We start from the raw sequence: 19,686 nt of genomic DNA on the forward strand, positions 1-19,686 counted from the left end.
GTCATATCGGGTGTTGATGTGAAGATCGTGCTGCACGTGATCACCGACCAGCCGACCCTCGAAGGAACCGCAACCAACCCCGGATTCATGGACGGACACGGTGTCATCTCCGGCGATCACGTTCGTGACATCGCTGCCCGCCCCGAAACCGTGCAGCGGCCGATGGGCAACAAGCCCGCACCCGCTACCGTGCAACCCGAGCCTCAACCCGAACCCGCGCTGCCGCAGTCTGCAGCCGCCCCTGCACAACCAGCACCCGAGCAGCCCGAACCAGTGCAGCCTGCACCCGAGCGGCCCGAACCGGAGACACCAAAGACAAAGCGGCCGAAGATATACATGCGCGGACCACAGAACCCACCAGCCGAGAGCGGCATAGTCACCGCCCCGTTCCCTCAGGTCATTCCACTCCCGGCCACCCAGCCTGGTGACCAGTACCGGCCCTCGGTTGTCCTGGACAGTTACCTCCGGATCCGGGACGTCTACTGCATGTGGCCTGGATGTGAGCACAAGGCATGGGGCGCCGACCTCGACCACACCTGCGAGTACAACCACAACGAGCCTGAGGCCGGTGGTTGCACCCATCCGTCAGAGATGAAGACGCTGTGCCGTTTTCACCATCTGTTGAAGACGTACTCCGATTGGCTCGACGACCAATTCCCCGACCCACGTTCCGGGCGGACCCGGCTGATCTTCACCACACCCGAAGGCCGCAACTACCACGGCCCAGGCTGGACCGGGGATGATCTGTTCCCCACCTTGAGGCACGTCGTCTTCGACAACAAACGCGGCTCACCCGGCCGGCCACCACGAACATCGACGCCGTCGTCACAGCCGCCCGCATCCCGGCAGAACTCACGCGCCGCTGCCAAACATGCACGCCGCCAACAAGAACGACTCGCCAACCGTCGACAACGTGAACTAGATGAGCAACTCATCCGGAAACACCGCGAGGAACTGGGACGGAACAGCCCGCCGCCGACCTACTAGGTGAACCGCGGGTGTGCGAACAGTGCGGATCAATCAGTGGCAGAACGGTAGTCGTGGATAGTATCGGTTCGCGGTCAGCCCGCGATCATTTTCTGGGCGTGCTCGAGAATCGCTTCGAATGTGAAATCGAAGGTCGTCTCCTCGACGTCGTCGATGCGACGACCCTTTTCTGAAAGCTCTTGGAACAGTGGCGCGGTCAATGCACTGTTGGTGTCACTGTGCGGGCCGCCGCCCCCGTCGCCGGAGAAGACGCCGTGATGATCGATCATTGCCGCGCCGCACACATGTGCCAACAACGACAGGTACACCTCGAGGGCGTCAGGTGGGGTGAATCCGGCGTCCACCATCTCGGTGATCACCGCGTCGAGTTTGTTCGCGGTCGCGCTGATCGACACCGGACTCAGTTGTCCCGTTCTGGCACGCAAGAGGAACAACTCGACCAGCACCGGATGATTTTGGAATGTCTGATGCATCTTCCGGAAATGTTTACGCAGGGCGTCCTGCCAGTTGTCGGCCCGGACCGAAGGCGTTGCGGCGTGGTATTCCTCGCCCGCCTGTTCGGTCATCGCGTCGAGGAGGTCTTCTTTCTTGCGGAAATACCAGTACATGCTGGCGACACCGACATCGAGGTGCTTGGCGAGCGAGGCCATGCTGAGTTGACTCAGCGACGTCCTGTTGGCGACTTCGAATGCCCCGGCGATGATTTCTTCTGCTGAGATCGATCCTCGCGGCCGGCGGATCCCTGCTGCCTTTCTGGAGTTCGCCGTAGCCATCTTTCTCTCTCATCCGCGCGCTGGTCGTCGATGTTCAGAACCTCGGGCAGAAGGACTGCATCTCGAAGCCCGCCCATCGTTGATCGGCGCGAGTGAGCGCTGACCAAGTCCCGCGACGCCAAAACGGTAGCACCTCCCTGGTCCGACGAAAGGGCGTCAAAGTGCCGCTGCGACAAGAGTCGGTCCGGTTTGGCCGAATCGCGATTTCTGTGTTCTGTAACGCGTTACAGTCTTGCCGAGACCTCGTATGGTCGCCCCTATCATTGGCCGTTCGATTTCTTGCCGACTCGAAGATTGACCTGGTCAGCTGCGTTCTATTCTCTGAAGGGACCCCACTTGAAAACAACACAGTCACGACGACGCAAGGTCCGCAACGCTGCGCTTTGCGGCGCGGCTTCACTACTACTACTCGGGTTGGTTTCGGGCTGTAGCGACTCGTCATCCGGATCGACCAACTCGGCTGCGGCCGACGTTTCACTGCCATCGAATGTGCCGGAGGGTGAGCCGATCAAACTCGGTTTCATCGCGCCGGAAGGCGGGACCGTCAATCTGCCCATGGTTCGTGAGGGTGGTGAGGCCGCAGCGGAGTACCTGAACAACAACGGTGGCGGTATCGGTGGACACAAAGTCGATCTCGTCGTCTGCAAGCAGCAGGAGGAGCCGGCGTCGGCGACGAAATGCGCGAACGAGATGGTCGAGCAGAAGGTTGCCGCAGTGGTCACGCCACTGGGTGCGCAGGGTGCGGTGATGTTGCCGATCATCACCGGCGCGGGTATCCCGTATGTTGCGCAGGCTCCGGTCTCGCAGGTGGAAATGGTCTCGCCCGGTTCGTTCATGCTCTCGGGCGGGATCATCGCGGTGATGACCGGCCAGGCAACAGTTGCCGCTCAGGAAGGCGTGAAGAAGTTCACCGTTTTCGTCGGCGACAGCGGCGACGCGGCAGCGTCGGTGAAGGCGCTCGGTGACCCACTGTTCAAGCGGGCGGGCATCGAACTGAACGTTGTCACCATCCCGACCGGGACGGCCGATCCCACGCCCCAGATCACCGCCGGCCTGCAGAACAAGCCCGACGCCGTCACGATTCTCGGCGACTCATCGCAGTGCATCACGTCTCTCAAAGCCTTGCAGACGGTGGCGCCGACGGTGCAGAAGTACCTGATTGCCACGTGCATCGACCAAAGCGTGACCGAAAGCGTTGGTATGGAGGCGATCACCGGTGCCAAGGCATTCACCACCGTCAACCTGAGCTCCGATGATCCGTCGGTGAAGCTCTACAAGGATGTCATGGCGAAATACGCACCCGATACCGATCCCGCAGGTATCGGTTACACCGGGTACCAGGTCGTCATGTCGATGGGTGAGGTCGGCAAGTCGCTCACCGGTCCGGTCACGCCGGAGCAGTTCACGACGGCGTTGGCCTCGGCAAAGGACGTTCCGTTCCCCGCGGCACCGGGTTTGACCTTCACCTGTGATGGCAAGGCTTTCCCACCGCTTCGTGCACTGTGCAGCAAGGCAATTCTCGTCAGTGACGTCACCGGTGACGGGGCGTTCATAAACACCGTCCCAGTCAACAACGGCTAGATCTAACGGACCGGGGGTCGCGTCTCGTTTGCGGCCCCCGGTCGAGGACACTTGATGACACAGCACTTCTCGTTTCTTCTTCTGGGCCTGGGTAACGGGGCTGTCTTTGCCGCCCTGGGGCTCGCGCTCGTGATGACCTTCAAGAGTTCCGGAGTGGTCAACTTCGCCACCGGCGCGGTGGCCCTCTACGCGGCGTACACCTACGCCTTCCTACGAAAGGGTGAACTCCTCAACCCGATTCCGGGTCTGCCCGCGAGGATCGATCTCGGCGGTGAGTTGAGCGTGATCCCCGCGATGGCGCTGTCCGTTGTCATCGCGGCAATCTTGGGAGTCATCCTCTACCTCATCGTGTTTCGCCAGATGCGCGCCGCGCCGGCTCTGGCAAAAGCGGTCGCGTCCATCGGCCTGATGCTGGTGATCCAGGCACTGATCGCGTTGCGAGTGGGTACCGATACGCCGACCGTGGGACCCATCTTCGAACTCGACACCATTTCGATCGGCGACACCGTGGTCCCGACCGATCGGCTGTGGTTGGCCGTTGTTGTTGTGTCCTTGGCCGTGTGCGCCGGTCTTGTCCTGCGCTACACCCGTTTTGGGCTCGAGACAGAGGCCGCGGCCGAGTCGGAAAAGGGTGCGCTGGTAACCGGTCTGTCTCCGGACCGGATCGCAGTGAGCAACTGGGCCCTGTCCTCAGCGGTCGCTGCTGTGGGTGGCGTGGTCATCGCACCGATAGTCCCGCTCAATCCGGTTGCCTATTCGATGTTCATCGTTCCCGCCCTCGCCGCCGCACTGGTGGGCAATTTTTCGAGTGTCGCACTGACCGTTGGCGCGGGCCTGGTGATCGGGATGGTGCAGTCCGAGGCCACCAATCTTCAGGCGACGATCGACTGGTTCCCTCAGGCGGGCGTCGCCGAAGCCGTTCCGTTGCTGCTGATTATGATTTTCCTGCTCGTTCGTGGGCAGCCGCTTCCGGGACGTGGTGCGGTGACCCGTCAGGATCTCGGACGATCGCCCCGTCCACGCCGACTGCTGCTGGGAACTGCAGCCGGTTTGGGAGCCGGGATGCTCGCCTTGCTCCTGACGTCGGGGAGCATTCGGTTGGCGGTGGTCTGCTCGATGATCTTCGCTGTCATCGCACTCTCTCAGGTGGTGATCACCGGGTATGCCGGCCAGGTGTCGCTGGCGCAGCTCACCCTTGCCGGTGTTGGCGCCTACAGCCTGACCCGGTTCACCACAGATCTGGACATCCCCTTTCCCATCGCTCCTGTCCTTGCGGCGCTGGTCGCGATGGGTATCGGAGTCGCGGTCGGATTGCCTGCGCTGCGGGTCCGCGGTCTGCCGTTGATGGTGGCGACTCTCGCGCTTGCGGTCTTCCTGGAGGCCTTCTGGTTTCGTAACCCGACCTTCAACGGCGGTATGCAGGGCGCAGCGATCGAGCCACCGACTCTGTTCGGCATCGACCTCGGGATCGGGGCCGGTGAAGGTTATCCGAGGCTGGCATTCGGAATTGTTTGTCTGGTCTTCCTCGCACTGGTTGCACTTGGGGTTGCGAGTCTGCGGCGCAGCGGTCTTGGTGCTTCGATGCTCGCTGTCCGTGCGAACGAACGGTCAGCGGCGGCTGCGGGAATCAACGTCGGACTGACGAAGCTCGCTGCGTTTGCGATCGCATCCTTTGTGGCCGGTCTCGGTGGTGCGCTCCTGGGCTATCAGCAAACCCTCGCCACCGCGGGCAGTTTCGGTGTATTCGCCGGCATCGGCCTGTTCGCCGTCTTCTACGTGGCCGGGGTGACCTCGGTGTCCGGCGGTCTCCTTGCCGGAATCCTGGCGCCCGGCGGTCTCATGTTCTACGTCTCCGACCGGTATCTGCATTTCGGTGACTACTACATGCTCTCGAGTGGGATCCTGCTGGTGGTCGTCGTGGTGACCACGCCGGATGGACTCGCCGGCTACCTGCACCGGATCCGGATCCCGGGATTGGCAGGTCGAGCGCCCCGGGCGAGTACAGGCGACTTGTCTGCTACTGATGATTTGTCACCGGCCGACAAGGAGAGTGCTCTTGCACCCCAGGTCCGTATCGGCGACGACGTGGTCCTGGCGGTCCAGGGCGTCAGTGTTCACTACGGTCCTGTGCTCGCCGTAGACGACGTCAGCTTTGATCTGCGGTCCGGTGAAATCGTTGGTTTGATCGGACCAAACGGTGCAGGTAAGACCACGCTCATCGACGCGATCAGTGGATTTGCCGATTCTCGCGGCCGAGTCACGTTGAACGGTAACCAGATCGAGGGGTTGGCACCTCACCGGCGTAGCCGCCTCGGATTGGGCCGCACCTTCCAGGACCTGGAGCTGTATGACGAACTCTCGGTCGCGGAGAACGTGACGGTCGGCGCGGTCCGGGCCGGCGGTGAAACGTCAGAGACCGTCGACGCGGTGTTGCGGTTGCTCCAGATCGAACATCTGGCGGACGTTGCGGCAGCTGATCTTTCCCAGGGCAGGCGGCAGTTGGTGTCGGTGGCCCGAGTGCTCGCAGGCAGACCGGTCGTTGCCCTGTTGGACGAGCCGGCTGCGGGTCTCGACACCACCGAGAGCAGGTGGCTGGGCGAACGATTGCAAGCGGCTCGCTCGATGGGGTCGACGATGCTCCTTGTCGATCACGACATGGAACTGGTACTCAGCATCTGCGACCGCGTCATCGTGCTCGACCTCGGCGGGGTGATCGCCACCGGAACGCCCGACGAGATCAGGTCTGACGACGCGGTGATTCGCGCCTACCTCGGTTCTCCTGCCAGGCAACTCGACGACTCGGCGGAGACCGAGAGCTCCACCGCAACGGATGAGGTGTCAAGATGAGCGTCCTGTCCTGTCACAATCTGAATGCCGGCTACGTCCGGTCGAGTCCGTGTGTGCGTGGTCTCGATCTCGCGCTCGCTGAAGGGGAGATCGTTGCTCTTCTCGGGCCGAACGGCGCGGGCAAGACAACACTGCTGATGACGTTGGCCGGATTGCTTCCCAGGCTCGGCGGCTCGGTGCTGTTGGCAGGCGACGAACTCGGGTCCGGGAATCCGCGTGCCGCGGTTCGCGGGGGCATGGTCCTGGTGCCCGACGATCGTGCATTGTTCAAGAAACTGTCGGTCGAGAAGAATCTCCGGCTTGCGATTCGGGAGCGTGGACGAACGGCGCGCGCGTCCATAGATCAAGTGCTGCAGTTCTTTCCGGCGCTTGAACCTCGCCTGAACCTCGCGGCAGGTCAGCTCTCCGGCGGCGAGCAACAGATGCTTGCGATCGGCAGGGCGCTTGTGCAGCGACCCAAGGTACTTCTCATCGATGAGCTGAGTATGGGGTTGGCGCCCGTCGTGGTCGAATCGATACTGGCCGTCCTACGTGACGTCGCGTCAACCGAGCGGACTGCGGTGATGCTGGTGGAACAGCATGTACGGCTTGCCCTCGGGATCGCCGACCGAGCCGTTGTCCTGGTTCACGGTCAGGTGAGTCTCTCCGGCGACGCGACGGAGCTTTCCGGTGACGTCGGCAGGATCGAACGCGCCTATCTGGGCGAGTCAGGTGCCGGCAGCCGATGAGATGACCTTCGTCGGGCGTCTCGGGCATCGTTGATCAGCTCAGGTGATGCGGTTGCGGATGCGTTTTGTGATCCCAGTCGGATCCGGTCGCCTGCTGGCTGCCGGTGTGGGACTCGACGCGGCCTTGGCCCGCCGGTACCAGCGAGACGATGATCGATTTCGAAGTCGGACAGTTGCTCTTGAGTGCGGTGGAGTCCAGCGGCACAAGAGGATTGGTCTCCGGATAGTAGGCCGCCGCGCAGCCTCGCGGGGTGCCGTACTCGACGATCCGGAACTCCGGTGCACACCGGATCTGATCGTCGTCGTCCCAGCGGGTGACGATGTCGACGATGTCCCCGTCGCGATGGCCGAGTGCCGTGATGTCCTCGCGATGCATGAAGATCACTCGTCGGCCCCCCTCGATCCCGCGGTAACGGTCACTGAATCCGTAGATCGTGGTGTTGAACTGATCGTGGCTGCGCAGAGTCTGCAGGATCAGGTGATTGGCGGGCACTTGAAGGACGTCGATCGGTGACACCGCGAACTCCCCACGGCCCGAGTCGGTCTCGAACGTACGAGAGTCACGCGGTGGGTGGGGGAGTATGAACCCGCCGGGTTTGCGAACGTTGACCTCGTACCCTTCGCATCCGGGGACGACCCGCGAGATGTGGGCGCGAATGTTGCGGTAGTCATCGCGCATCGCTGCCCAGTCGATGCCGTATCGGTTACCGAGGGTCGCCTCGGCGATGTGGGTGATGATGGCGACCTCGGACTTGAGGTGTGGACTGGCCGGTGCCAGCGGTCCACGGGAGGAATGCACAGAGCAGGTGGAGTCCTCGACCGAGACGTACTGGGATCCGCCGGCCTGTACGTCCTGTTCGGTCCGGCCCAGCGTGGGAAGGATGAGTGCGGTCTGTCCGCAGACGAGGTGGGAACGGTTGATCTTGGTCGAGACCTGCACGGTCATCCGCGCGTTGCGCAACGCCCGGAATGTGACATCACTGTCAGGGGTCGCCTGAGCGAAGTTCCCGCCGAGACCCATGAAGAAGTGCGCTTTGCCGTCCCGCAGAGCCCGGATGGAGTCGACGGTGTCCAGGCCGTGCTTGCGCGGTGGGTCGAAGTCGAATTCTTTCTGGAGAGCGTCGAGAAAATGCTCCGGTACACGTTCCCAGATTCCCATCGTCCGGTCGCCCTGGACGTTGGAGTGTCCTCGAACCGGGAAAAGACCGGCGCCCGGTTTGCCGATGTTGCCCTGTGCGAAAGCAACATTGGTGAGTTCCTTGATGGTGGCCACCGCATTGCGATGCTGCGTCAGGCCCATCGCCCAACAGAAGACGGTGGCCTTCGAATCGCGTAGGAGTTTCGCGGCGTCGGTGATCTGCTCACGCGACAGACCGGTGGTTGCGGTGATCACATCCCAGTCCACGTTCCGGACGTGATCGCGCCAGGCGGCGAAGCCGTTGGTGTGGGCGTCGATGAACTCGTGGTCGAGGGCATCCCATTCGACGAGCAGCGAGCCAAAGGCCTGGAAAAGGGCGAGATCACCATTCAGTGCGATCGGTAGAAACATGTCCGTCAGATCGGTACCGGGTCCGACCATGCCGCGGGGTGTCTGAGGGTTCTTGAAGTTGACCAGGCCGGCCTCACGGAGGGGATTGATGGTCAGAATCGTCGCGCCGTTCTGCTTGGCCTTCTCGAGGGCAGAGAGCATGCGGGGATGGTTGGTGCCGGGATTCTGGCCGGCGATGACGATCAGTTCAGCCTCGTACACATCTTCGAGGGTGACGCTGGCCTTCCCGATACCGATGGACTCCTGCAGTGCGATCGACGTGGACTCGTGACACATGTTCGAGCAGTCGGGCATGTTGTTTGTGCCGAAAGTGCGGGCGAACAGTTGATATACGAAGGCCGCTTCGTTCGAGGCACGTCCCGACGTATAGAAAGTGGCTTCGTCTGGGGTACCGAGGCCGTTCAACTCCTCGGCGATGAGGCGGAACGCGTCGTCCCAGTCGATGGCTTCGTAGTGGGTAGCGCCGGGGCGTTTGACCATCGGATGGGTGATACGTCCCTGTTGTCCGAGCCAGTGTTCCGTGCGACTGTCCAGGTCCTCGATGCTGTGGGCGGCAAAGAACTCGGGCGTCGCGCGGGTGGTGGTGCCTTCTTCTGCGACCGCCTTTGCGCCGTTCTCACAGAACTCGGCAGTGTGCCGGTGGCCCGGTTCAGGATCGGGCCAGGCGCAACTCATGCAGTCGAAGCCCTCGGCCTGATTCAGCTTCAGCAGTGTCTTCGCGGTCCGGACCGGCCCCATGTGCCCCAGTGCCCGTTTCATGGACACCGCGACCGCAGTCGGTCCCGCCGCGTGGGTTTTGGGCTTTTCGATGTCGAGGTTCGCGAGGTCACGTTCGTTCTCGCGATTGTTTTCGTCAGACATGTAACCCCTCTTCGCAGACCGGTCCGTTCGCACCGCAGTCCTCGGGTACCCCGTCGGGGTCGCTTTCAAGCGGCATCTACAGGTTTCGGGCGATGACCGCCTCGGTGACGCGGTCGTCGATCGACGACACCGGGGATTCCTTCGTCACCCAATTGTCCCCGCCGAAGTAGGTTTGGAAGATCCTTTCCGCGGTTCGCGTCCCGATTGCCTGGGTCGTCAGCGTGGGGTTCGGGCCTCCGAGAGAATTGGCCAAGGCCGAGTTGTCGGCGATGTAGAGACGTTTGACCCATCTGGCCTGGGCGTCTGAGTCGAGCACCGATGTGTTGGCGTCCTCACCCATGCGCATGCTCGACTGTGAATGCAGGATGAGCGGGGGCCAATCGCAGCGGTGGACTGTGTGGGCGCCTGCGGCCCGCATGAGTTCCACGGCCTTCTCGGCGCAGTACTTCCGGTTTCGTTTGGTACGGGCCGACCGGTTGCGATGCTGAACGGTGACGCGCGGTGCCAGGCCATTCTCGTCCGGAGGGAGGATGCCCGGTACCGAGACGGTATTGCCTGGCTCGACATCGTCGTCCGTGATGACGAGGGCGGCGAGCGTTTTGTTGGCGTCGTCGAGCGTGGTGAGAAGGTCTCGTCCGACAAGACGGCCATAAGTGTCGGCGCCCGCCGAATCGACCACGCTGCCCGCGCGGCCGTAGCCTTCGATACCCGAGTCACTGAAGTTCATCGCATACGCTTGCAACGCCGGCGGCAGGCAGACCTGCTCGATGCCGCCATAGCCCGGAAAATCGACGCGGGCATTGGAACCCGCGCCCTTGGTCTCGCCGGTGTACTCGTCGAAAACCCCGAAGACACAGTCCATGTGATGGTCGGTGATTCCCCGGCCCACCCAGCCGTTCGGGTTGGGGAGCAGGGACTGCAGCCACAGTCGGGGAGACTCGATGCAACCGGCCGCCAGCACGACAACCTTGGCGGTCTCTTCGTGCATGGATCCGTCCGAGGTCCGGAATTGGACACCGTGCGCGGTGGTTTCGCCGTTCACGTCGCGGGTGAGGATTCTGGTCACGAATGCGTCGGTGACAAGGCGGGCTGCCTTGCCTCCACGAGACCACGCGTCGGCGGTGAGCATCATCGGAATGTATGAATTGTCGGTCGAGCGCCGGGCTTTGAGGTTGCGGGGCGCGCCTTTGGGGAGGTAGCAGCCCTCGTAGCAGTGCCCGCACATCGTGCATCCCTGCGCTTCGGGATAGCGCAGCCGGTTCGGATCGCGAGTGCGACCCGCCGTACCTCCCGGCTGCAGGATCGCGTTCTGTTGTGCTCGGTGTGCCGGTCCGGTGGTGTCGAGTGAGGTCTGGTGCGGTAGTCCCATGGCCGCGGCCCCGCGCAGGAAGATCTCCTCCTTGGTGCCCATCGGAGCGGTCTGGATCGGAAGCGTTGCCTCGCACCACTCGTAGTAGGGGCGAAGGTCTTCGTAGCCGATGGGGAACAGATTCGCGGTGTCGTACATCTGCCGATCCGCCCCGGCGTAGTCGTTGAACACACCGGGTGCCGCACGGGGGCAGTTGCCGAAATAGTGCAGGGTGGTACCTCCGGCGCCGCTGACCTGCCAGACGAATGAACTCTGCGGCAGATCCCGTAACCACGGCCCCTTGGACCGATCGCCGGGACCCTCGCGCAAGAATCCGGTGATCGGATTGTTTGCGTCGTCCTCGAAGTGAGTCCATTCATTCTCTGGATCGCCGTGCCGAGGACCCGCTTCCAGAACGAGCACGTCCAGGCCACGGGCGGCGAGTTCCTTCGCCACCACGGGTCCGCCGCCACCGGCACCGATCACAATGATGTCTGTCATCAAACCCCCTCATGCCGATACGTCAATCGATGGTTGAAACCCCTTGGTAATAGCCGCGGAATTCATCCCAGCCGTCGCTCACACCCTCATATTTGCTCAGCTCCCAGCCGACCGGGCGTCCGGTCAGCCGCTTGGTACCGGCATCAAATGCGGACACCTCGGAATACACGGCGAACGCGGCCAGAGTGGGTATTGCGTTGACCGCGAACTTGATTGGTAGTCCCGGTAACAGTGGGTTGGTGTCGAGCATCTCGAAGACCTGGGCCTTCTCCCGATGCGAGAGGTTCGCGAACGGTGCCGCGAAACGGCCGCGCACCGAACCCGGATTGAGTGTCACCGCGAAGATGTTGATCAGCGCAGCGATGGCGGCAGCACCCGGAAGTGTGATCCCGAATGCCGGTCCGAGGACCGGAATCGGGACTGCCCGGTCGAGCGTCTTCTCCAGCGATTCAGGGATTCCCGGTGACACCCCACCCGGCCGATTGGTCGCCATACCCTGCGCGCGAGAGTATTCGTCATCGCCCGGAACGATGAACGAAAGAATGCCGTTGATCGTATCCCGCACGGGCGGAAGTGAATTGGCGTAGACCCGGGTTCGTGACATGGCGCCCGGGAGTGCCACTGCTGCGGTCAGACTCACGCCGACCACACCGGCCCTGACGAAGAACTGGCGACGACTGAGCACGCTCCGCTCCTGCCGTAGAGGGGTGACACAGCGCCGCGCCTGGACTGTGGGTTGGCACACATTAGCAAGGTTGCGAGCGTTCGGCAGCGAATAGGAGTGCCTTGCGGCACCGGCTAATTTTGTCCCTTCGCTCCGGCGCGGGACAGCAGTCGGCTCAACGCCAGCGACGCGGTTTGTACGGCAGGGGCCAGGAGTTCGGGTTTGAACCGGTCCTTCGGCACCGATACGGACAGCGAGGCGACCGGCTCGTCCCGGATCAGTACCGTTGCCGCGACGCAGCAGCTCCCTTCCGCCGCTTCCTCCCGTTCGAGCGCCACACCCCGGGCGCGGATGTGGGCGAGTTCGCGCTCGAGAGTTCTCGGATCGGTGATCGAGTTCGCGGTGTAACGCCGTAGCGGGCGCGAGAGCACCTCCGTCTGGAACTCGGCGGATTCGAATGCGAGAAGCGCTTTGCCCACCGCGGTGCAGGTGAGGGGGAGCCGGCCACCGACCTGTGAAGGCAAAGGCGGAGCGGTGTGACCGTGGAGTTTTTCGATGTAGACCACGTCATACTGGTCGCGGACCGCGAGGTGGACGGTTTGTTCGGTGACCGCGAACAGATCCTGCATGAAGGGCATGGCGGCCACCCGGAGGCGATGTTTGACCGAGACCCGCTCGCCCAACTCGAACAGCGTCATGCCGAGTTCGAACTTGTTTCCGCTGCGCTGGATCCAGCCGAGGTCGGTCAATTCGACCAGCAGCCGGTGGGTGGTCGAGCGGGGGATACCGGTTCGGGTGCAGACCTCGGCCAGCGTAAGTGCGGTTCCGCCCGGGAAAGAATCGAGCAGAAGCGCCGACTTTTCGAGCTGCGACATATTTCCGTCCCGTGGCATGGGATGAATCCTAGTCAGTGGTTGGGCTTGGCCATATGTTCGTCCTCATGACAACGCAAGTGAATGTGATCGAGGCTGCTGCCGAGCGTTTGGCTGCCGCGACTCGATCGGGCACACCGTGTGAGCCGGTGCGCGACCTGATCGGAAGCGACGACATCGAAGCCGCCTATCGGGTTCAGACCCTGAACATCGAGGCACTGGTGGCTTCGGGTCGCCGTATTGTCGGCCGCAAGACGGGTCTGACCTCGCCTGCGGTGCAGAAGCAGCTCGGTGTCGACCAGCCCGACTTCGGGGTATTGCTCGACGACATGGACTGCACCGGTGACGCCGAGGTGGATTCCACGCGGTTGCTGCAGCCGAAGGTCGAAGCGGAGATCGCCTTTGTGCTGTCCCGGGATATCACGGCCCCGATCACCGAAGCCGATGCGCCGCAATATGTTTCCGACATTTATGCCTCATTTGAGATCGTCGACAGTCGAATTGCCAACTGGGACATCAGGTTGGCCGACACCGTTGCCGACAATGCATCGTCGGGACTGTACGTTCTCGGCGACCGATGCGACCGCGAGAGTGCTCCTGACCTGGCCGGCGTCCAGATGACCATGACCGAAGACGGCGTGCAGGTCTCGCAGGGCAAGGGCTCGGACTGCCTGGGAAGTCCGTGGAATGCCCTCGCGTGGCTGGCCAACACCGCGATCGAATACGGAACCGTCCTCTATGCGGGAGACGTTGTCCTCTCCGGCGCATTGGGGCCGATGGTGCCTGCGAAGCCCGGTTCCACTTACGTCACCACCATCTCCGGCATCGGCAGCGCCACCGCAGTTTTCAGTGCCTGACCAACCCCTCCGAAAGCAGAACACAATGAGCACAGTCAAGGCCGCGATCATCGGATCGGGCAATATCGGGACCGACCTGGTCATCAAACTCAAGCGAGTGGCGAAGAACGTCGAGATCGCGGTCCTGGTCGGTATCGACCCGGAATCCGACGGACTGGCCCGCGCCAAGCGGATGGGCATCAGCACCGTGCACACCGGCGTGCAGGGTCTCATCGACCACCCGGATTTCGCCGACATCGAGATCATCTTCGACTCGACCTCTGCCAAGGCGCACGTCGCCAACGAAGAAGCGCTGCGCCCGTACGGAAAGCGGCTCATCGACCTCACCCCGGCCGCGATCGGTCCCTACGTGGTGCCCGCGGTCAACCTCGAAGAGCACCTGGATGCACCGGACGTGAACATGGTGACCTGCGGCGGGCAGGCCACGATCCCGATCGTGGCGGCGGTGTCTGCTGTGACCAAGGTTCACTACGCCGAGATCGTGGCGTCGATCGCCTCGAAGTCGGCCGGACCCGGAACTCGGGCAAATATCGACGAGTTCACCGAAACCACCTCTGAGGCGATCAAAATGGTCGGTGGTGCCGCCTACGGCAAGGCGATCATCGTGCTGAACCCGGCCGATCCGCCGCTGATCATGCGGGACACCGTGCTGACCCTGGTCACCGATCCGGATCAGGATGCGATCCGGCAGTCGGTCCTCGACATGGTCGCCAAGGTGTCGGCATACGTTCCCGGATACCGCCTCAAGCAGGAGGTGCAGTTCACCAAGCTCGATGACGCGGAGTCCGTCGCCACCCTGACCGGCGGTGTCGATGTCGGTCCGGGTCTGTGGAAGGTGTCGGTGTTCCTCGAGGTCGAGGGTGCTGCTCACTACCTGCCTGCCTACGCAGGAAACCTCGACATCATGACCTCGGCGGCACTGCAGGTGGCCGAACGCATCGCCGAAACGAAACTCACCGATTCAACAGTGGAGATGGCCCGATGACAACTGACAACAGAGCGTCCGTGGTCGATGGCGCGGCCCTGTACATCCAGGACGTGACCCTGCGCGACGGCATGCACGCCAGCCGGCACCGCATCTCACCCGAAAATGTGGCCCGGATTGCCGGCGCTCTCGATCGGGCGGGCGTCGACGCGATCGAGGTCGCCCACGGCGACGGGCTCGCCGGACACAGCCTGACCTATGGAGCAGGCAGCAACACCGACTGGGAATGGATCGAAGCCGCGGCATCGGTTGTTCACCGGGCCAAGCTGACGACCTTGCTGCTGCCGGGTGTCGGTACCGTTGTCGAACTCGAACGAGCGTTCAACCTCGGCGTGACCTCGGTTCGCGTCGCGACCCATTGCACCGAGGCCGACGTGTCGGCTCAGCACATCGGCAAGGCGCGTGAACTCGGGATGGATGTGTCCGGGTTCTTGATGATGTCGCATCTCTCCGAGCCTGCGGCGTTGGCTGAGCAGGCAAAGCTGATGGAATCGTATGGCGCGCACTGTGTTTACGTCACTGACTCCGGTGGCCGGTTGACGATGGATGGTGTTCGGCAGCGTGTCCGTGCGTATCGGGATGTGCTCGATGAGAACACTCAGATCGGCATTCACGCGCACCAGAATCTCTCGCTGTCCGTGGCCAATTCGGTTGTGGCAGTGGAAGAAGGTGTGACCCGCGTGGACGCATCGCTCGCCGGACACGGCGCGGGTGCCGGTAACTGCCCGATCGAGCCCTTCATCGCGGTCGCGGACATCGAGGGCTGGAAGCACGGTTGTGACCTGTTCGGATTGCAGGATGCTGCCGACGACATCGTCCGTCCGCTGCAGGATCGGCCTGTGCAGGTCGACCGGGAGACCCTCACGCTCGGCTACGCGGGCGTGTATTCGAGCTTCCTGCGGCATGCCGAGGCTGCGGCCAAGCAATATGGACTCGACACCCGTACGGTGCTGCTCGAAGTCGGGGCTCGCGGACTCGTCGGTGGCCAGGAAGACCTGATCACCGACATCGCGCTGGATCTGGTGGCCGGTAAGAAGTAGGACAGCGGGCTTTCGAGTTCATCTCGGAACCAACCAGGCGTCTTATGTGTGCACGAGTGCACACATAAGGCGCCTGGTTTTTTGTCCGTGACCTGTGCCGAGGAGGACGATTCTGGGCAGGCGCGGACGTGATCAGTGCGATGATCGACAGGCCGAGCGTGAACGGCAGCGGGTCCGTAAGCACAGTTGCCGCCGGATGAGATCGAGCCGAGGATCATCCGAGTCAGGCGTGTTGCCCGGACGTTGGTCAATGACTGCACACCGGAAACTTCAGTCACATAAGGACAGTGCCCTTCCCGTGGTGAAGGAGGCATAACCCATTCTCATAGCAGATCTAACGACTCCGGAACCGGAATTCGGACATTGGTAAACATCATTCATGGAATTCGATTGAAACGATTCCGGTGACGTTGTCATCGACGATGCGCCGAGGTGGCTGCGTGACCAGACTTTGCGTAAATACCCATTAGCCGAGTTGGCAGAGTTGAAGTGTCCGGTTCCAATGGGTATTCGAATAGTGTTGCACCACAGGCGAATTGCGGTTATTCGGGCATGTCGGATGGTGATATGGAATTCGCCCACAGTCGAGATCATCTCTACTGCACGGCAATTCTTGGAAACTCTTGAGGGTTCGTTGTACTTCGAATAGTGTCCGAAGTACTGCACTCCGAGGCCGGCGTTTTTTCAGGGCGCCGGCCGTAACAGCAGGAAGGTCGTCGAGGCCATGAATCTAACTCCACGCGAGATGGACAAGCTCGTCATCTACCAGGTTGCAGAACTTGCCCGAAAACGACGCGACCGCGGCACCAAGCTGAATCTCAGCGAAGCCCAGGCCATGGTCTCGGAGGCGATATTGGAAGCGGCTCGCGACGGCAAGTCGGTTGCCGAGTGCATGGAATTGGGCAAACACGTGGTGGCGGAGTCCGACTGCATGCCGGGGGTGCGAGCGCGCCTTTCCTTGCTTCAGGTCGAAGCCACGTTCGTGGACGGCAGCAAGCTCGTCTCCTGTCACGATCCCGTGGGTGCTTAGCCATGCCGGCCGTGCGACAGGACGCAGTGGCCACCGTCCTTGTCGGCGGCCACGAGAGCGCGCACGGCGCTGACCTGGTTCCACTGCTCGATATGTTGCCCGATGCGGTGATCACCCCGTCGGGACGTCCGCTACACGACGCGGTGACCGGACTCCTTGCCGACGGCAGCGGCCCCGTGTTGGTTCTTCCGATGACCTGGGGCCGGGATCCGGTCATGGTGGCAGAGACCGCGAAGACGCTCCGGTGGAGCGCCGCCGAGGGCGCTGTGGGTCGTGTCGCGCTGTGTACGGAGTTCGGCACAGCCGACCATCTGATCGCATGGCTCCGTAGAGCCGCCGCAGATACAGCCCGGCGGCGCCCGGGCGCGGGCATGATCATCGCCGCGCCGTCATCGAACCCTTTCGATGACGCCGAGCTGCACCGCATCGCCCACCTGGTTCGCACCCACGGCGCCGGAACGCAGGTCGAGGTGGCGTGCGTCGGGGAGCACGGCGAGCTGACCCGCGCCATCGAGCGGTCGCGGCTGCTGGGTGCCGATGACGTGGTTGTTGTACCGGCGGGCTTTGCCCGCACCGCGCCTGCCGGGTTGCCCACCGACCATGCGAGCTTCTTCGGGCCTTTGCTCTCCGAACGGGCGCTCCTTGATGTCGTCCGTCGACGGGTGGCCGCGGCGCAGCACGAGCTCGGTCACGGACGAGACGGGATCGCCGCCGGCCTGCTCGCCGATCACGGCCACGGGTACGCCCACTCGCACGGCTTCGAGGACGACGGTCCCGGGCATCACGCACATCCCCATTCCCACAGACACGAGACGCCGGACAACGGCAACCCGTTTCACGTCGAGGTCTTGACCTCGCCTCACTGAGTCATCATCCGGCGACGCAGATCGCGGCGCCCCGAAAAAATAGTGGAGGGATCAACCCATGTTGGGCAGCCCCAAATATCACCACCAGGACGAAGACATCGAGATCAACGCCGGCCATCAGAGCGTCACCATCTCGGTCAGCAACACCGGCGACCGGGCGGTGCAGATCGGTTCGCACTTCCACTTCTTCGAGGTGAACCGCGCGCTGCTCTTCGAGCGGGAAAAGGCGTACGGGATGCATCTCGACATCCCGGCCGGTACCGGAGTGCGTATCGAGCCAGGCGACACACGAGATGTGACATTGACGTCGTACTCCGGGTCGCGCCGGGCGGTGGGCTTCAACGGACTCGTGAACGGCGGCCTGGATTCGCAGCAGACGAAGATCGACGCGCTCGCGCGGATGACCGAGGGCGGGTTCAAAGACGGGAAACCGAAAACGGGCACCGGATCTGACAAGAAGAGGAAAAGCTGATGGCCACAATCTCACGCAAGCAGTACACCGATCTCTTCGGCCCGACGACGGGAGACAAAGTCCATCTGGCCGACTCGAACCTGGTCATCGAGATCGAAAAGGATTACAGCGAAGGGTATTACGGCGACGAGGTCGTGTACGGCGGCGGTAAGACCGCACGCGACGGGATGGCCGCCGACCCCGCGGCGACCGGTCCGCAGGGTGTGCTCGATCTGGTCATCACGAATGCGATCATCATCGACCCGATCCTCGGCGTCGTGAAGGGTGATATCGGTGTGAAGGACGGAAAGATCGCCGGGATCGGGAAATCGGGTAACCCACACCTGCAGAGCGGCGTGGATCCGCGTCTTGTTGTCGGACCCGGGACCGAGTTACTCGCGGGTGAGCACTGCATCGCGACCGCCGGGGCGATCGACACGCACGTGCACTACATCTCGCCGCAGCAGGCGGAGGCTGCCCTCTCGAACGGCATCACCACGCTGTTCGGGGGTGGCACGGGGCCCACTGACGGGACCAACGGCGTCACCACGACACCAGGCGCCTGGTACCTCCACCGCATGCTCGAGGCAGCAGAAGGTGTCGGTGTGAACATGGGAATCCACGGCAAGGGCAACGGCTCCCTTCCCGAGGCCCTCGTGGAGCAGATCAAAGCAGGCGCCTCGTCGCTGAAGGTTCACGAGGATTTCGGGGCCACTCCTGCGGTGATCCGTAATGCCCTCACCGTCGCCGACAAGTACGACGTCCAGGTGTCTATACACACCGACAGCCTCAACGAAGCAGGCTTCGTCGAAGACACCATCTCGGCGATCGACGGACGCACCATCCACACGTACCACACCGAGGGTGCCGGTGGAGGCCACGCCCCGGACATCCTGAAGGCTGCTGGTCTCCCCAATGTTCTTCCTTCGTCTACCAACCCGACCCTGCCATATACGGTCAACTCGGTCGACGAGCTGCTCGACATGGTCATGGTGTGCCACCACCTCTCGCACGACATCCCGGAAGACGTTGCGTTCGCCGACTCGCGGGTGCGCGCCGAAACGATCTCTGCCGAGACCGTGCTGCACGACGAAGGTGTCCTCTCGATGTTCTCGTCCGACTCCCAGGCAATGGGACGTATCGGCGAATCGGTGACCCGCGCGTTTCAGACCGCCCACCACAGCAAGGACAAGCGCGGACCTCTGCCCGAGGACTCGGAAGGTCACGACAACTTCAGGGTCCTGCGTTACCTGGCAAAGGTGACCATCAACCCGGCTATTACGCAAGGGGTTTCGGACTACATCGGATCGCTCGAGGCAGGCAAGATCGCGGACATCGTTTTGTGGAACGTCGACGCCTTCGCGGTGAAGCCGCGGATGGTCATCAAGGGCGGCTTCATCAACTGGGCAGTCATGGGTGACCCGAACGCTTCGCTGCCCACCCCGCAGCCCGTGCTCTACCGCCCGATGTGGGGTGGGTACGGCAAGGCACGGCAGAGCACCCGGGTCAGCTTCATGTCGCAGGCGGCCATCGACCTCGGTGTGCCCGAGAAGCTCGGGCTCGAGAGTCAGGTGCTGCCCGTGAAGAGGTGCCGTGGAATAGGAAAGGCGCATATGGTCCGCAACGACAAGGCACCGTTGATCGACGTCGATCCCGAGACATACAAGGTGACGTTCGACGGAAAGCCCGCACACATCGACCCGGCGCAGTCGCTGCCGATGGCCCAGCTCTTCTTCCTTGCTTGAG

The 19,686-nt window shown here is 62.8% G+C and carries 16 protein-coding genes; 11 read left to right on the plus strand and 5 right to left on the minus strand.

Going from position 1 to position 19,686, the window contains the following annotated elements; genetic code table 11:
• The coding region (locus tag AC1TQG_RS25280) for an HNH endonuclease signature motif containing protein (RefSeq protein WP_482141501.1) at nucleotides 1–987 on the plus strand (987 nt) is incomplete at its 5' end.
• A 74-nt stretch (nucleotides 988–1,061) separates the two neighbouring features.
• Here the strand turns inward: AC1TQG_RS25280 and AC1TQG_RS25285 are convergent.
• Nucleotides 1,062–1,760, minus strand: coding sequence for a TetR/AcrR family transcriptional regulator (locus tag AC1TQG_RS25285; protein ID WP_482141503.1), 699 nt, complete (start codon nucleotides 1,758–1,760; stop codon nucleotides 1,062–1,064).
• A gap of 336 nt (nucleotides 1,761–2,096) precedes the next feature.
• Between AC1TQG_RS25285 and AC1TQG_RS25290 the strand changes: the two genes are divergently transcribed.
• From AC1TQG_RS25290 to AC1TQG_RS25300, 3 genes are read left to right on the plus strand one after another with little or no spacing between them, the layout of a single operon-like run.
• Nucleotides 2,097–3,341, plus strand: coding sequence for an ABC transporter substrate-binding protein (locus tag AC1TQG_RS25290; protein WP_482141504.1), 1,245 nt, complete (start codon nucleotides 2,097–2,099; stop codon nucleotides 3,339–3,341).
• A 54-nt stretch (nucleotides 3,342–3,395) separates the two neighbouring features.
• Nucleotides 3,396–6,188 carry an ABC transporter permease subunit gene (locus AC1TQG_RS25295; RefSeq protein ID WP_482141506.1) on the plus strand — a complete coding sequence of 931 codons (2,793 nt, stop codon included), beginning with the start codon at nucleotides 3,396–3,398 and terminating at the stop codon, nucleotides 6,186–6,188.
• Nucleotides 6,185–6,916, plus strand: coding sequence for an ABC transporter ATP-binding protein (locus AC1TQG_RS25300; RefSeq protein ID WP_482141508.1), 732 nt, complete (start codon nucleotides 6,185–6,187; stop codon nucleotides 6,914–6,916). Before AC1TQG_RS25295 ends, AC1TQG_RS25300 begins: the two co-directional genes overlap by 4 nt.
• A gap of 34 nt (nucleotides 6,917–6,950) precedes the next feature.
• On the opposite strand, the gene AC1TQG_RS25305 is transcribed toward AC1TQG_RS25300, so the two are convergent.
• The 4 genes from AC1TQG_RS25305 to AC1TQG_RS25320 all read right to left on the minus strand — a co-directional run bounded on the left by AC1TQG_RS25305 (nucleotide 6,951) and on the right by AC1TQG_RS25320 (nucleotide 12,732).
• Complete coding sequence (locus AC1TQG_RS25305; protein ID WP_482141510.1) at nucleotides 6,951–9,326, minus strand: FdhF/YdeP family oxidoreductase; 2,376 nt, start codon at nucleotides 9,324–9,326, stop codon at nucleotides 6,951–6,953.
• 76 nt (nucleotides 9,327–9,402) lie between these two features.
• Nucleotides 9,403–11,175, minus strand: coding sequence for a GMC family oxidoreductase N-terminal domain-containing protein (locus AC1TQG_RS25310; protein ID WP_482141512.1), 1,773 nt, complete (start codon nucleotides 11,173–11,175; stop codon nucleotides 9,403–9,405).
• A gap of 22 nt (nucleotides 11,176–11,197) precedes the next feature.
• Nucleotides 11,198–11,860 carry a hypothetical protein gene (locus AC1TQG_RS25315; protein ID WP_482141514.1) on the minus strand — a complete coding sequence of 221 codons (663 nt, stop codon included), beginning with the start codon at nucleotides 11,858–11,860 and terminating at the stop codon, nucleotides 11,198–11,200.
• A gap of 113 nt (nucleotides 11,861–11,973) precedes the next feature.
• Nucleotides 11,974–12,732 (minus strand): IclR family transcriptional regulator, encoded by a 759-nt coding sequence (locus AC1TQG_RS25320; protein ID WP_482141516.1) that lies wholly within the window; start codon nucleotides 12,730–12,732, stop codon nucleotides 11,974–11,976.
• A 47-nt stretch (nucleotides 12,733–12,779) separates the two neighbouring features.
• On the opposite strand from AC1TQG_RS25320, the gene AC1TQG_RS25325 reads away from it, so the two are divergent.
• The 7 genes from AC1TQG_RS25325 (at nucleotide 12,780) to ureC (ending at nucleotide 19,685) form a co-directional block, all read left to right on the plus strand.
• On the plus strand, nucleotides 12,780–13,568 hold the full coding sequence (locus AC1TQG_RS25325) for a 2-keto-4-pentenoate hydratase (protein WP_482141518.1): 789 nt from the start codon (nucleotides 12,780–12,782) through the stop codon (nucleotides 13,566–13,568).
• A gap of 25 nt (nucleotides 13,569–13,593) precedes the next feature.
• A complete protein-coding gene (locus AC1TQG_RS25330) occupies nucleotides 13,594–14,553 on the plus strand; it encodes an acetaldehyde dehydrogenase (acetylating) (RefSeq protein WP_482141520.1) in 960 nt (319 codons plus the stop codon).
• Entirely contained in the window at nucleotides 14,550–15,593 is a 1,044-nt protein-coding gene (dmpG, locus tag AC1TQG_RS25335) for a 4-hydroxy-2-oxovalerate aldolase (protein ID WP_482141522.1), read from the plus strand. Before AC1TQG_RS25330 ends, dmpG begins: the two co-directional genes overlap by 4 nt.
• A 724-nt stretch (nucleotides 15,594–16,317) precedes the next feature.
• Nucleotides 16,318–16,623 carry an urease subunit gamma gene (ureA, locus tag AC1TQG_RS25340; protein ID WP_482141524.1) on the plus strand — a complete coding sequence of 102 codons (306 nt, stop codon included), beginning with the start codon at nucleotides 16,318–16,320 and terminating at the stop codon, nucleotides 16,621–16,623.
• 2 nt (nucleotides 16,624–16,625) lie between these two features.
• Nucleotides 16,626–17,489, plus strand: coding sequence for a sirohydrochlorin chelatase family protein (locus AC1TQG_RS25345; protein WP_482141526.1), 864 nt, complete (start codon nucleotides 16,626–16,628; stop codon nucleotides 17,487–17,489).
• A gap of 58 nt (nucleotides 17,490–17,547) precedes the next feature.
• A complete protein-coding gene (locus AC1TQG_RS25350) occupies nucleotides 17,548–17,961 on the plus strand; it encodes an urease subunit beta (RefSeq protein WP_482141528.1) in 414 nt (137 codons plus the stop codon).
• The gene (gene ureC / locus AC1TQG_RS25355; RefSeq protein ID WP_482141530.1) at nucleotides 17,961–19,685 is read left to right on the plus strand and encodes an urease subunit alpha; all 1,725 of its coding nucleotides are present in this window, start codon (nucleotides 17,961–17,963) and stop codon (nucleotides 19,683–19,685) included. The genes AC1TQG_RS25350 and ureC overlap by 1 nt, the downstream gene beginning before the upstream one ends.
• Nucleotide 19,686: the final 1 nt, after the last annotated feature.

The organism is Williamsia sp. Y844 (assembly GCF_056786475.1).

What these genes read in the sequence shown, in the direction of transcription:
- AC1TQG_RS25285 (WP_482141503.1), bottom strand. Translation starts at nt 1,760, where the DNA reads ATGGCTACGGCGAACTCCAGAAAGGCAGCAGGGATCCGCCGGCCGCGA.
- AC1TQG_RS25320 (WP_482141516.1), bottom strand. Translation starts at nt 12,732, where the DNA reads ATGCCACGGGACGGAAATATGTCGCAGCTCGAAAAGTCGGCGCTTCTG.
- AC1TQG_RS25345 (WP_482141526.1), top strand. Translation starts at nt 16,626, where the DNA reads ATGCCGGCCGTGCGACAGGACGCAGTGGCCACCGTCCTTGTCGGCGGC.
- AC1TQG_RS25310 (WP_482141512.1), bottom strand. Translation starts at nt 11,175, where the DNA reads ATGACAGACATCATTGTGATCGGTGCCGGTGGCGGCGGACCCGTGGTG.
- ureA (WP_482141524.1), top strand. Translation starts at nt 16,318, where the DNA reads ATGAATCTAACTCCACGCGAGATGGACAAGCTCGTCATCTACCAGGTT.
- AC1TQG_RS25350 (WP_482141528.1), top strand. Translation starts at nt 17,548, where the DNA reads ATGTTGGGCAGCCCCAAATATCACCACCAGGACGAAGACATCGAGATC.
- ureC (WP_482141530.1), top strand. Translation starts at nt 17,961, where the DNA reads ATGGCCACAATCTCACGCAAGCAGTACACCGATCTCTTCGGCCCGACG.
- dmpG (WP_482141522.1), top strand. Translation starts at nt 14,550, where the DNA reads ATGACAACTGACAACAGAGCGTCCGTGGTCGATGGCGCGGCCCTGTAC.
- AC1TQG_RS25305 (WP_482141510.1), bottom strand. Translation starts at nt 9,326, where the DNA reads ATGTCTGACGAAAACAATCGCGAGAACGAACGTGACCTCGCGAACCTC.
- AC1TQG_RS25330 (WP_482141520.1), top strand. Translation starts at nt 13,594, where the DNA reads ATGAGCACAGTCAAGGCCGCGATCATCGGATCGGGCAATATCGGGACC.
- AC1TQG_RS25325 (WP_482141518.1), top strand. Translation starts at nt 12,780, where the DNA reads ATGACAACGCAAGTGAATGTGATCGAGGCTGCTGCCGAGCGTTTGGCT.
- AC1TQG_RS25300 (WP_482141508.1), top strand. Translation starts at nt 6,185, where the DNA reads ATGAGCGTCCTGTCCTGTCACAATCTGAATGCCGGCTACGTCCGGTCG.
- AC1TQG_RS25295 (WP_482141506.1), top strand. Translation starts at nt 3,396, where the DNA reads ATGACACAGCACTTCTCGTTTCTTCTTCTGGGCCTGGGTAACGGGGCT.